Annotated in this window: 13 protein-coding genes and 1 pseudogene; all 14 read left to right on the forward strand. The window is 42.1% G+C overall.

The features are described 5' to 3' along the window. Position 1 precedes the first annotated feature (1 nt). The 14 genes and pseudogenes from AEX56_RS06660 (at position 2) to AEX56_RS06725 (ending at position 13,234) form a co-directional block, all read left to right on the forward strand. Positions 2-1,029, forward strand: a pseudogene (locus AEX56_RS06660) (isopentenyl-diphosphate delta-isomerase). 423 nt (positions 1,030-1,452) lie between these two features. Next, positions 1,453-1,719, forward strand: coding sequence for an ACT domain-containing protein (locus tag AEX56_RS06665; RefSeq protein WP_049618431.1), 267 nt, complete (start codon positions 1,453-1,455; stop codon positions 1,717-1,719). 10 nt (positions 1,720-1,729) lie between these two features. Continuing rightward, positions 1,730-3,067, forward strand: a complete 1,338-nt coding sequence (locus tag AEX56_RS06670) for a PFL family protein (RefSeq protein ID WP_049618432.1) — start codon at positions 1,730-1,732, stop codon at positions 3,065-3,067. A 104-nt stretch (positions 3,068-3,171) separates the two neighbouring features. Then, positions 3,172-3,873, forward strand: coding sequence for a histidine phosphatase family protein (locus tag AEX56_RS06675; RefSeq protein WP_049618433.1), 702 nt, complete (start codon positions 3,172-3,174; stop codon positions 3,871-3,873). A gap of 89 nt (positions 3,874-3,962) precedes the next feature. Then, positions 3,963-4,295, forward strand: coding sequence for a PadR family transcriptional regulator (locus tag AEX56_RS06680; protein WP_049618434.1), 333 nt, complete (start codon positions 3,963-3,965; stop codon positions 4,293-4,295). A gap of 159 nt (positions 4,296-4,454) precedes the next feature. Continuing rightward, the gene (locus tag AEX56_RS09120; protein WP_236683021.1) at positions 4,455-4,772 is read left to right on the forward strand and encodes a hypothetical protein; all 318 of its coding nucleotides are present in this window, start codon (positions 4,455-4,457) and stop codon (positions 4,770-4,772) included. After that, on the forward strand, positions 4,769-5,203 hold the full coding sequence (locus AEX56_RS06690; RefSeq protein WP_049618436.1) for a DUF2812 domain-containing protein: 435 nt from the start codon (positions 4,769-4,771) through the stop codon (positions 5,201-5,203). Before AEX56_RS09120 ends, AEX56_RS06690 begins: the two co-directional genes overlap by 4 nt. After that, on the forward strand, positions 5,200-5,418 hold the full coding sequence (locus AEX56_RS06695) for a hypothetical protein (RefSeq protein WP_049618437.1): 219 nt from the start codon (positions 5,200-5,202) through the stop codon (positions 5,416-5,418). The genes AEX56_RS06690 and AEX56_RS06695 overlap by 4 nt, the downstream gene beginning before the upstream one ends. Continuing rightward, a complete protein-coding gene (locus tag AEX56_RS06700) occupies positions 5,399-6,079 on the forward strand; it encodes a CPBP family intramembrane glutamic endopeptidase (RefSeq protein WP_049618438.1) in 681 nt (226 codons plus the stop codon). Before AEX56_RS06695 ends, AEX56_RS06700 begins: the two co-directional genes overlap by 20 nt. An 87-nt stretch (positions 6,080-6,166) precedes the next feature. After that, a complete protein-coding gene (gene hrcA, locus AEX56_RS06705; protein WP_049618439.1) occupies positions 6,167-7,201 on the forward strand; it encodes a heat-inducible transcriptional repressor HrcA in 1,035 nt (344 codons plus the stop codon). A 64-nt stretch (positions 7,202-7,265) separates the two neighbouring features. Next, a complete protein-coding gene (gene grpE, locus AEX56_RS06710; RefSeq protein ID WP_049618440.1) occupies positions 7,266-7,781 on the forward strand; it encodes a nucleotide exchange factor GrpE in 516 nt (171 codons plus the stop codon). Positions 7,782-8,132: 351 nt separating this feature from the next. Beyond that, a complete protein-coding gene (dnaK, locus tag AEX56_RS06715; RefSeq protein ID WP_049618441.1) occupies positions 8,133-9,956 on the forward strand; it encodes a molecular chaperone DnaK in 1,824 nt (607 codons plus the stop codon). Positions 9,957-10,526: 570 nt separating this feature from the next. Continuing rightward, complete coding sequence (dnaJ, locus tag AEX56_RS06720) at positions 10,527-11,675, forward strand: molecular chaperone DnaJ (RefSeq protein WP_049618442.1); 1,149 nt, start codon at positions 10,527-10,529, stop codon at positions 11,673-11,675. Between the two features lie 119 nt (positions 11,676-11,794). Further along, positions 11,795-13,234 (forward strand): amidase, encoded by a 1,440-nt coding sequence (locus tag AEX56_RS06725; RefSeq protein WP_049618443.1) that lies wholly within the window; start codon positions 11,795-11,797, stop codon positions 13,232-13,234. The last annotated feature ends 90 nt before the right edge of the window (positions 13,235-13,324 follow it).

A 13,324-nucleotide genomic window follows, 5' to 3' on the forward strand; every position in this document is an offset into this window, starting at 1 on the left:
TATGTATCATTACACAGCTATGAATCGCAAGGATCAGCATGTGGGTCTAGCAAATCGGCAATTTACGATGGAACCGGCTAAGGATTTTGCGGAAACACGTTTTGTTCATCAATCGCTACCGGAAATGAAGGTAGATGATGTGGATATGTCTACGACCGTTGCCGGCATCAAGATGGATGTACCGTGATTAGCTATTTAGCAAATATTCCCGTAGCATCGGGTTCTGTCAGTGCGGGCATCAAGGACCCAAGTGTAGCAAAGACTTTTTCAGTCTTGCGCTTTGAAAATCCTGATGGGATTATCTTTGCTAATTTGGGTGCTCACCATGATGTTGAAAACGCTAAGCGTGCAGTGGATTTGTTAGAAGCCAACGCTCTTCAAATTCATCTCAATGCGCCGCAAGAAATCGTCATGCCTGAAGGAGATCGCGATTTCTCCATGTGGTTGACCAATATTGAAAAAATCGTTAGGGAAATTGAAGTTCCAGTCATCGTTAAAGAAGTTGGCTTTGGGATGAGTCGTGAGACGGTCCAACAATTAGCTTCGGTCGGTGTTAAAACGGTGGATGTTTCGGGTACGGGTGGTACGGATTTTATTAAAATTGAAAACACGCGTCGTGTTATGGACTTTTATGACTTTTTAGAAGGACAATGGGGACAATCAACGGTGACATCGATTGTCGAAGCCATGTCTCTTCCTGAAGATATTCGTCCGCAAATCATTGCCTCCGGTGGTGTCAAAAATCCGTTAGATATTGTCAAGGCTTTGGCGCTCGGTGCAGATCTGGTCGGCATGTCCAATCGTTTCTTGAGATATTTCCGTGAAACTCATCAACTAGAAAGCACACTCAATCAAATGATTTCTTTCAAAGATTTCACACGTGAGTTGATGACCTTGGCAGGCGCGAAAACGATTGCCGAGTTGCGCCAAAAAGATATGCTTTTAGGGTCCGATGTCCAAAACTGGTGTCAGGCACGAGGAATTGATTGGCAATCTTATGCTAACCGTTCACGTTTGAAAAGAAACTGACAAGGATCTGGAACAGAAATGGTTCCAGATTCTTTTTTTGAACCGTTTATTTTGCAGACGCGGTGATGGAGTATTCTTTAATCCACTGGTAAATCGGTATTCTCATCCTTGAATAAAAGAGAGCAAGTCAAGAGCGGTAAATCACGTAAAATGACGATTCCGATTTTGTCTCCACTTTCTTATTTTAAAGTGTTCAACCTAAAAAGGTCTATCCTCAGATTTTTTACTCCCATCTGCGTAAAGTGGATGAGGGAGGCTGCTGTCTCTTGCAGTGCAAGAATTAGAACTTCCAATCAATCACTGTGTCGAACTGCTATCGCTCAAAAAGTGAAACGAAGTAAGACTTTTATCCAGTTTCCATTTTTTTATACATTTTTACGCATATTTATGATAAAATAAGAAAAAATAAAAAGGAGTTTGACGATGAAAGCAATTGTGACAGTAGTTGGGAAAGACAGTAAGGGAATTGTTGCTGGAGTAGCAGGGAAATTGGCTACCTTAGGACTCAACATTGATGATATATCGCAGACTGTTTTGGATCAGTATTTTACCATGATGGCGGTAGTATCCACTGAGGAAACTTATGATTTCACAGCTCTTCGCACAGAATTGGAACAGTTTGGTCAGACTCTGAATGTTAAAATTAATATTCAAAGCGCAGCCATTTTTGATGCTATGTATAATTTATAAGAGGTGAATGATGGATATTAGACAAGTTCGTGAAACAATTGAGATGATTGAGGAGCAGCACTTTGACATTCGGACGATTACGATGGGGATTTCTCTTCTTGATTGTATTGATTCAGATATTGAGAAAGCTGCGCAAAAAATCTATGATAAAATTACGACCAAAGCAGCAAACCTAGTGGCGGTCGGAAATGACATTGCGACTGAGTTGGGTATTCCTATTGTCAATAAGCGAGTATCTGTTACACCGATTGCACTGATTGGTGCAGCGACGGATAGTGATGACTATCTACCATTGGCACATACGCTTGATAGAGCTGCGCATGAAATTGGAGTGGATTTTATTGGCGGATTTTCTGCATTGGTCCAAAAAGGCTATCAAAAGGGAGATGAAATTCTCATTAACTCCATCCCACAAGCTTTGGCAGAAACTAGTAAGGTCTGTGCATCGGTCAATATTGGCTCCACTAAATCTGGCATTAACATGACAGCTGTCCGTGATATGGGACGAATTATTAAAGAGACAGCGGATGCTTCTGATATGGGAGCGGCTAAGTTGGTTGTTTTTGCTAACGCAGTGGAGGATAATCCCTTTATGGCGGGTGCCTTTCACGGTATTGGAGAAGCTGATGTGGTCATTAATGTCGGTGTATCTGGACCTGGTGTGGTCAAGCGTGCTCTTGAAAAAGTTCGTGGTGAGAGTTTTGATATGGTCGCAGAAACGGTCAAGAAAACAGCTTTTAAAATCACGCGGATTGGACAGTTAGTGGGTCAAATGGCATCTGAGCGCCTTGGTGTCAAATTCGGAATTGTAGATTTATCGCTTGCACCGACTCCTGCAGTGGGAGACTCAGTTGCGCGTGTTCTCGAAGAAATGGGCTTGGATATGGTCGGAACCCACGGAACAACGGCTGCGCTGGCACTTCTCAATGATGCAGTCAAAAAAGGTGGAGTGATGGCTTGTAACCAAGTTGGTGGTTTATCGGGTGCCTTCATTCCTGTTTCCGAGGATGAAGGGATGATTGCTGCGGTGCAAACTGGCTCGCTAAATTTGGAAAAATTAGAAGCTATGACAGCGATTTGTTCAGTTGGCTTGGATATGATTGCTATTCCGGGAGATACGCCTTACGAAACCATCGCGGCCATGATTGCGGACGAAGCTGCTATCGGCGTCATCAATCAAAAAACCACTGCAGTACGGATTATTCCAAAAGGTAAAGAGGGGGATATGATTGAGTTTGGTGGGCTCTTAGGAACGGCTCCTGTTATGAAAGTCAATCACCATTCATCGGCAGATTTTATTGCGCGTGGTGGACAAATCCCAGCACCCATCCATTCCTTCAAAAACTAGTCCAAGAAGAGTGAGACAAATAAATCATATAAAAAAGAGTTTGGAACCTTTTGTCCCCAACTCTTTTTTGCTATAATATAGGAAAAAAGTGAGGAGGAGCAGACATGACAGAGACAAAATTATATATTGCCCGCCATGGACGGACTATGTTTAATACAATTGGACGCATTCAAGGTTGGTGTGATACACCACTAACCACCGTTGGTGAGGAGGGAATTCGTCAGCTCGGTTTGGGTCTCAAGGATGCAGGGCTTTCTTTCAATGTTGCTGTGTCCAGCGATTTAGGGCGCACAGTTCAGACTATTACCATTGCGCAGCGTGAGATGGGCATTTTAGGGGGAATTCCATATTACCAAGATAAGCGCATTCGCGAATGGTGCTTTGGTAGCTACGAAGGCATGTATGATGCGGATCTCTTTAGTGGTGTCCTACCTCGTATTAATGGTATTGCAGAAGGTTCAGGAATGACTTTTGAAGAAATTGCCAATGGTATTTATGAAGCGGATTCTGCCAAATGGGCGGAGACATGGGAGCAATTGAGTGGACGTATTTTGGATGGTTTTACCACTATTGCTCAGGATTTGGAAAAGCAAGGCGGAGGCAATGCCTTTGTAGTGAGTCACGGAATGACCATTGCAACTTTGGTTCAGTTACTGGAACCAGAACGTCCAAAAGATTTAGCATTGGACAATGGTAGTGTAACAGTTCTAACTTATAAAGATGATCAATTCACAGTTGAAACAGTCGGGGATATGTCTTATCGTGCACGTGGAGCGGAAATAATTGCCGAGTTAGAAGCAAAATAAAGTTGGAAAGAAGGGAGACCTTCTTTTTTTGTAGAAAATTCTTGACAATTATATCGAGGTGCGATATATCGAAATCCGGAAAGGTATTTATGAATGAAAAATTAAAACGTGTCTATGTTCTCATGACGGAAACGGCATTTTATATCCTGTTTGCTTTGCAAGAAGAGAGGCACGGCTATGACATCATCCAAAAAACAAAGGAAACGACAGATGGTCAGGTGATAATCAGTCCGGGAACTATGTACGGAACCTTGTCTAAAATGGAGAAAGATGGGGTGATCGCTTTTATTCGTGAGGAAAATAAACGTAAAATCTACCATATTACGGATTTGGGGCAAGAAATTTTAAATTTGGAACTGGCACGCATTGAGCGCCTGTATCAAAATAGTCGAGGAGCTGTGTATGAAAAAGATAAGATTTAATCCGCTACGACCTCAACAGATGGAAAAATTGCTGATGCAGCAACATAAAAATGGTCAAGCCCTCAAAGAAATTAGTCCATTCACGGGGAAGATGGTATTTGTGCCGTGCCAACCAGAAGATGTCGTTTATCGTTTAGACTTCTATCAGGCACCAAATAAATGGGTTGGGAGTTGGTTGGTGTGCTCTTGCCTTACGTTGTTTTCCGAAAACCAGCTGAGCTCGCCTCAAGTGAAGAAGAGCTGGAATTGTATAGTGATAGATCCAGTCTCCGACAGTATCAAAAACGGATTTTATTTTTCCAGATTAGCAAGAGTATTGCCTTTTTGATATTGGGGATTGGTCCGATGGATTTGTTGACCATGTCTAGCTGGAAATGGCCCAGATTTGTCTGGTTGATATTAGTCTTGCTATGCTGGTCAGCCTATGTCGGCTATTTCACCTGGCAATTTTATCAAGCGAGAAAGGAAGAAGCATGATAACTAAAACTAAACGGAAGTTGTTCTGGATAACAGACTTTGAGTCAGTTGAACCAGCGGATATGGTCTATCGCTTGGATTTCAAGGAAGGAAATAGGAGCGATGAAGCCTCCTATCAGCAAATCTACCAAGATTATGGTTGGCAATACGTGGCCACTTGCAATAATTTTTCTATTTTTCGAAAAGCTCTTTCGACTGACCAAGAAGATCAGATTTACAGTGATCGAGATAGTCAGTATCAAATGGTCAAACTGATTTTCAGACGTTGCTACTTGCTTGTGCTGGGGATTTATTTATTGGTTTTGGCAACTATGATAGGGCGAGAGCCAAGTTTTGTTTTCGGTTTTTCAACGGTTCTTGTTCCCCTATTGATGTATCTTGGCTGGCGTTTTTACCAACTAAAGAAATTATTGAAAGGGATAGTTAAATGAAAGAAAATTATCAAAAAGTAGTTCTTGTGTTGGCTTTCAATGTACTGACTTTCGGAGGATTTGTCTGGCCGCGAACGAGTCTATCTCCTCAAAATGGTTGGGATTGGGCTGTAAATGGAATTGCAGTTTTTCAATTGTTAGTCATAGCGGGTCTAGTCTATCAATTGTTTGGTCTTTTTCAAAAAGGAAGAAATAATGAAACAAAATCTTATTAAAATAGTAAAAGCGATTGGACTAATGGCACTTGTCTTTGTTACAAACTTACCACCCATGCTCTTTTTACAATATCAGAAAGCTTTTAGTTTAGGCCTGTCATGCAGTCTAGCTATTCTTTATGTCGTTTTAGTGATGGTGATTGTGGTCTTTTTATGGAAGTATTACCACCGCTTGCAACCAAGTAATTTATCTATCAAGTGGAGAGATATTGGTTTTGCCTTTCTTTGGTTAGTGTCTGGACGGGTGATTGCTATTGCGGGAACTATCTTCATTCGGTTAGTGTCTGGACGGGCTACTTCAGCAAATGATGCTGGTTTATTGGAATTAGGCAAAATGATGAAAGGTGGATTTCTGCCATTTGCTATTCTCTATATATTGGTCATTGCTGTCATTGCACCAATTGTGGAAGAATTGATTTTTCGTGGGAATTATATCCAACTGCTATTTAATGGCTCCACGGGCTGGTTATCTTGGCTGGTGACGACAGGAATTTTTGCTTTTCTCCATTCTACAACTATCCTTGAAATACTCTTTTATTTTGCGGTGGGCAGTGTTCTGTTTGTAGCCTATGCGCGTCGAGGAGAGATCAAAGAGTCTATCTTTGTTCATTTTTTAAACAATCTCCTAGCAGGTATTTATATGTTGTGGTTTTTATCTTGACATTCTATTTTTTCGGCGTATAATGAAATCATAGACTTAGCACTCGATATGTCAGAATGCTAACTCAAAACTAGAAAGGAGATTCTCATGATTACAGAACGTCAACATGACATTTTGAATTTGATTGTGGACCTTTTCACTCGCTATCATGAGCCTGTAGGGTCGAAGGCTTTGCAGGAAGTCGTTTCCTCTAGTAGTGCTACCATTCGTAATGATATGGCTAAGTTAGAACAGCTTGGCTTGCTTGAAAAAGCACATACCTCGAGTGGGCGCTTACCCAGTCGAGCAGGTTATCAGTACTTTGTTACCCATTCTCTCAATCGTGACTTGATTGAAGAAGAAGATATCTATCAGGTGATGAAGGCGTTTGATTTCGAGGCTTTCAAGTTGGAAGATATCTTAGAGCGAACTAGTCAAGTCTTGGCAGATTTGACAGGTTACACATCAGTGATATTGGATGTGGAGCCAAAAGTTCAGACTTTGACCTCTTTTGATATCGTGCAGCTTTCGTCTCACGATGCCCTAGCGGTTTTGACCTTGGATGACTCGCGTCCGCTGACTGTCCAGTTTGCTATTCCAAAGAATTTTCTTGCAAAAGATTTGGTGATTTTGAGGGATTTGGTGTATGAGCGTTTTCGTGGGAAAACCGTCCTCGATATCCATTACAAATTGCGTACAGAAATTCCGCAGGTAGTGCAAAAATATTTCACAACAACCGATAATGTCCTCGATTTGATGGATTATATCTTTACCAATCTTTTCCAGGAATCAGTTTTTGTGGCTGGTAAAGTAGCTGCTTTAGAATATGGGGCATTTGCAACTTACCAATTTTTAGAGAATGAGCAATCATTAGCTCTCAGTCTACGAGCTGATCGAAACGAGTTTGAGCAGACCAGTATCTTTGTGGGAGAAAGTTCAGACTCCGAATTAAAAAATGTAACGGTTATTCATCATCAACTTCCTATACCTTATCGAGGGATGGGACAGATGAGCTTAATTGGTCCTGTGGAAATGGATTACAGGCGTCAAGTGAGTCTGATTAATATCATTAGTCGTGTTCTTTTTTTGAAGTTGAGCGACTACTATCGTTACTTAAATAGTAATCATTATGAAATGAATTAAGCTAAGAGAAAGATGCTTAGAAAAGCGGATGTCTCAAAGCTAATGATATAAAAGGAGGTTTCTAGTGTCAGAAGAAATAAAAAACGAAGAGGTTCTTGAGGAAGTTGAAGCGGCAGAAACAGTTGCAGAAGAAATTCCTGAGAAATCGGAATTAGAATTAGCAAATGAGCGTGCAGATGAACTTGAAAACAAGTATCTTCGAGCGCATGCCGAGATGCAAAATATTCAACGCCGTGCTAATGAGGAGCGCCAGACCTTGCAACGTTATCGTTCGCAAGATTTGGCTAAGAAAATTTTGCCAAGCTTGGATAATCTGGAGCGAGCGCTTGCGGTTGAGGGTTTGACAGAAGATGTTAGAAAAGGCCTTGAAATGACTCAAGAAAGCTTAATCCAAGCTCTCAAAGAGGAGGGAATTGAAGAGATTGAAACGCAAACTTTTGATGCTAATTTTCACATGGCTATTCAAACGCTACAAGCGGATGAGGACCATCCGGTAGATAGCATTGCACAAGTCTTCCAGAAAGGCTACAAACTCCATGAACGTCTATTGAGACCGGCAATGGTGGTGGTATATAACTAGCTATTTCTTATAGGTGCTGAAGCACCTCATCAGAAAACGGGAATCGCTATGGCGGCTTGCCTTACTAGCTTGATAGCAAAATGATATCGATTTTGCTATTTTACGTCGTAATAGACACTTGTCCGAAATGACTATAAACTACCTAAAATTGTTAACAGAGAGTAAGCCGAAGGCTTACTGAATCTGACACTCACTGTCGTGGTAAAAAAGTTAGAACATAGGTGTTCTAACTCACGGAAGATTTGAGACCTTTGGCTCAAATCTTAGCCATGAAACCGAAGGTTTCATGGCGTCCGTACCACCTAAACTGAGTGTCATAAAAAGAAAAAATATCAAAAGAGGAAAACAAACATGAGTAAAATTATCGGTATTGACTTAGGAACAACTAACTCAGCGGTTGCAGTTCTTGAAGGAACTGAATCAAAAATCATCGCAAACCCAGAAGGTAACCGCACAACACCTTCAGTAGTCTCATTCAAAAACGGCGAAATCATCGTCGGTGATGCAGCAAAACGCCAAGCAGTTACAAACCCAGAAACCATTATCTCTATTAAATCAAAAATGGGATCTTCTGAAAAAGTTTCAGCAAATGGTAAAGAATACACACCGCAAGAAATTTCAGCTATGATTCTTCAATACTTGAAAGGCTACGCAGAAGATTACCTTGGTGAAAAAGTGACGAAAGCCGTTATCACGGTTCCTGCTTACTTCAATGATGCGCAACGTCAAGCAACAAAAGATGCTGGTAAAATAGCTGGTCTTGAAGTAGAACGTATCGTCAATGAACCAACTGCCGCAGCTCTTGCATACGGTTTGGATAAGACAGACAAATACCAAAAAATCTTGGTATTTGACCTTGGTGGTGGTACTTTCGACGTTTCTATCCTAGAGCTCGGTGATGGTGTCTTCGATGTTTTGGCAACTACTGGGGATAACAAACTTGGTGGTGATGATTTCGACCAAAAAATCATTGATTGGTTAGTAGCTGAATTCAAGAAAGAAAACGGCATTGACTTGGCTGCTGATAAAATGGCCTTGCAACGTTTGAAAGATGCTGCTGAAAAAGCTAAAAAAGATTTGTCAGGTGTAACAACAACTCAAATCAGCTTGCCGTTTATTACCGCTGGCGCTGCGGGACCTCTTCACTTGGAAATGAGCTTGTCTCGTGCTAAATTCGATGACCTTACTCGTGACCTTGTAGAACGTACGAAAACTCCAGTTCGTCAAGCTCTTTCTGATGCTGGCCTCTCATTGTCAGAAATCGACGAAGTAATCCTTGTCGGTGGTTCAACTCGTATTCCTGCAGTTGTGGAAGCTGTTAAAGCTGAAACTGGTAAAGAACCTAACAAATCTGTGAACCCTGACGAAGTAGTGGCTATGGGTGCTGCTATTCAAGGTGGTGTCATCACTGGTGATGTCAAAGACGTTGTCCTTCTTGACGTAACACCATTATCACTCGGTATCGAAACAATGGGTGGTGTCTTTACAAAACTCATTGATCGTAATACAACGATTCCAACTTCTAAATCACAAGTCTTCTCAACAGCAGCAGACAACCAACCAGCTGTTGATATTCATGTCCTTCAAGGTGAACGCCCAATGGCAGCAGATAACAAGACTCTTGGACGTTTCCAATTGACTGATATTCCTGCAGCTCCTCGCGGTATTCCACAAATTGAAGTAACATTTGACATTGATAAAAATGGTATCGTTTCTGTAAAAGCCAAAGATCTTGGTACTCAAAAAGAACAACATATCGTTATCCAATCAAACTCTGGTTTAACAGACGAAGAAATTGACCGCATGATGAAAGATGCGGAAGCAAATGCTGAAGCAGATGCTAAACGTAAAGAAGAAGTGGATCTCCGCAATAACGTGGATCAAGCTATCTTTGCAACTGAAAAAACAATCAAGGAAACAGAAGGCAAAGGCTTTGACACAGAACGCGATGCAGCCCAAGCAGCTCTTGATGAATTAAAAGCAGCTCAAGAAGCAAATAATATCGACGATATGAAAGCAAAATTGGAAGCTCTCAACGAAAAAGCACAAGCTCTTGCAGTGAAACTTTACGAACAAGCAGCCGCAGCACAACAAGCAGCAGGTGGCGCAGAAGGTGCCCAAGCCACTGGCGGCCAAGATGATGACGTTGTAGACGGAGAATTTACGGAAAAGTAAGATGCAAAGACCGTTAAAAAATCTGTATGAAAATAGGAAACTGACGCTGTGTGCTTGCTCACAAGAAAGTTTCTCTTTTTCACTAGGATTTTAGGTCGTGCTCAATTCATCTTGTAAATAAAGTACAAATTCAGAGGTTGAAAACCAGCCTCTGTTTTTGAGAATACGGCAGAAATTGGTCAGCAAGACTGCGATTTCGTCGCCGTATCTCCGCAAGAGTGATGAGGTCGGTCACAAGCGAAAGCGTCGTGGACTGCCCATTATCTACTGCGCTATCTTCGACAGCAGGCGGTCGAAGACCGCTTAAATCTTTACAGAAAGGAATACAGGTGTTCTAAACTGAACACGGGCTTCAGACTGTGCCAAAAAGATCGTTTTTCTTTGAACGCAAGTCGTCTGATATCAAAACTCCTATTTCTTAGGAATTTATCGAGAGAAGAATCTTTATTATAGAAAGGAAATGAACCCGCCCTAAAAACTGTGTGAAAAAGATAAATCGTCTAGAAAATCAGGATTTTCTGCCGATTTCCTATTTTCACTTTGCTTTTTCCGGGCTTGGTATCTTGAATTATGAACAATACAGAATACTACGATCGTTTGGGTGTTTCCAAGGATGCGTCACAGGACGAGATTAAAAAAGCATACCGCAAAATGTCAAAAAAATATCATCCAGATATCAACAAGGAAGCGGGTGCAGAGCAAAAATATAAGGATGTTCAAGAGGCTTACGAAACCTTGAGTGATACTCAAAAGCGTGCTGCTTACGACCAATATGGTCCTGCTGGAGCTAATGGTGGCTTCGGTGGTGGTGCTGGAGCTAATGGTGGCTTCGGTGGTGGTGCCGGAGGTTTTGGTGGCTTCGGAGGATTTGAAGATATCTTTTCTTCTTTCTTTGGTGGCGGTGCAGCGCGCAATCCAAATGCACCTCGTCAAGGGGATGATCTTCAGTATCGTGTCAATCTCAAGTTTGAGGAAGCGATTTTTGGTGCGGAAAAAGAAGTTAGCTACAATCGTGAATCCACTTGCCATACGTGTACAGGTTCGGGTGCTAAACCAGGGACTAGTCCTGTAACTTGTGGGCGCTGTCATGGTTCGGGTGTCATTAGCGTAGATACCCATACGCCACTTGGAACCATGCGTCGTCAGGTAACTTGTGATGTCTGCCATGGTACCGGTAAAGAAATTAAAGAACCGTGTCCAACTTGTCGCGGAACTGGTCATGAAAAAGAAGCGCACACTGTCACCGTGAAAATCCCGGCAGGGGTTGAAACTGGTCAGCAAATTCGTTTGGCTGGTCAAGGTGAAGCAGGTTTCAATGGAGGGCCATATGGGGATCTTTTTGTGGTCATCCAAGTTCAAGCTTCAGACAAATTTGAGCGTGATGGGACGACCATCCACTATAAACTCAATCTGAACTTTGTACAGGCTGCCTTGGGCGATACTGTTCATGTGCCGACAGTTCACGGGGATGTGGATTTGGTCATTCCTGAAGGGGCACAAACTGGTAAGAAATTCCGTCTAAAAGGAAAAGGTGCACCAAGCCTTCGTGGCGGAGTCCAAGGCGACCAGTATGTGACCATCAATGTGGTTACACCAACTGGTCTCAATGATCGCCAGAAAGCAGCTTTGAAAGAATTTGCCAATGCAGGGAACATCGCGGTAAATCCACAGAAAAAAGGTTTTTTCGATAAAGTCAAAGACGCCTTTGAAGAATTATAAAAAGTATTAGAGTTTGAAATCTCAGGGTTTCAAACTCTTTTTCTTGTGGAAAATTGCTGCGCGAGACTTGCTCATTCCATTAAAACATGTTAGTCTGAAGGCAAAGAAAGGAGAAGTCTATGTGGAAAGATGCGACAGAGATGGCAGAAGCCATTCGTGACAAACAAGTATCCCCGAGAGAATTAGTTGAAGATGCCATTGAAAAGATTGAAGCAGAGAACCCACGTCTCGATGCTCTTGTTTCCAAGCGATATGAAGAAGCTTTGTGGTGTGCAGAGTCAGGAAATTTTGCTGGGAAGTCATTTGGTGGTGTGCCGATTTTGATAAAAGATTTAGGTCAAACGCAAGCAAGTCAGCCAAGTACTTTCGGTTCTCGTTTATTTGCGAAGAACAAAGCAAGTCAAACAGACAACTATGTCAAACGGCTTCAAGAATTGGGATTCATCATTTTAGGAAGGACCAATACACCAGAGTTTGGGTTTAAGAATATCTCGGATAGCTCTTTGCACGGTCCAGTCAATCTACCTGCTGATATTAGTCGAAATGCTGGTGGATCCAGCGGTGGTGCGGCAGCAGCAGTAGCATCTGGTATGGTGCCAATTGCTGGTGCTTCTGATGGTGGTGGTTCTATCCGCATCCCGGCAAGTTTTAATGGTTTAATTGGTCTCAAGCCAACGCGTGGGCGCTTGCCGGCTGGTCCCGGCCCTTACCGAGGTTGGCAGGGGGCTTCCTGTCATTTTGCCTTGACCAAGTCAGTGCGCGATACTCGGAATCTTCTGATGGGAATGCAAACTTGCCAGTTGGAAAGTCCTTTCCCATTGCCGCTTTTGGATGAAGATCAATTGACCAGTTCTTTGAAAAAAACGCTCAAGATTGCTTTTAGCACTGAGTCTCCTATTGGAAGTCTTGTTTCTGAAGATGCGCGGGAGGCTGTTTATCGACTGGTGAAACAATTAGAAGTGTTGGGGCATGAGGTTGTTGAACTAACTAGACAACCACTGGATGGAATTGAAGCGATGAAATCGTACTATATCATGAATAGCGTTGAGACAGCGCAGATGTTTGATGAGATTGAAGCAGGGTTTGCGCGTGATATGAAACCTAAGGATATGGAAATCATGACTTGGGCTATTTTCCGCAGTGGACAAAGCATTCCGGCCAAGGTATATTCTAAAGTTTTGCAGGATTGGGACCGTTATAGTGCTCAGATGGCACTTTTCCACGAAAGCTATGATCTACTATTGACACCCACTGTAGCGGATATAGCGCCGCTTCATGGTCAATTTGACTTGAAGGAAACTCTAAAGGATAAGTTGCTGCACATGGATCAATTTTCAATGAATGAGCAGCAAGACTTGATTTGGGAAATGTTTGCGGAAAGTCTAGCTTGGACGCCTTTTACTCAACAGGCTAATTTGACGGGACAACCTTCTATCAGTTTGCCGACTTACCAAACGGCAGCAGGATTTCCTATCGGTGTCCAACTGACAGCTGCCAAAGGTCGCGAAGATCTACTTTTGCAAGTCGCTCAGCAATTGAAAGAAAATGGCTTGATTTAAATAATTTGTGAAAATAAGAAACTATTTTTCTTATGAAGCATAATTGCACGAAAAAAGTGGAAAAAATTGTGAAAAAATATCAGTTCAAAT

Source organism: Streptococcus sp. X13SY08 (assembly GCF_001182825.2).
Lineage (GTDB): Bacteria > Bacillota > Bacilli > Lactobacillales > Streptococcaceae > Streptococcus.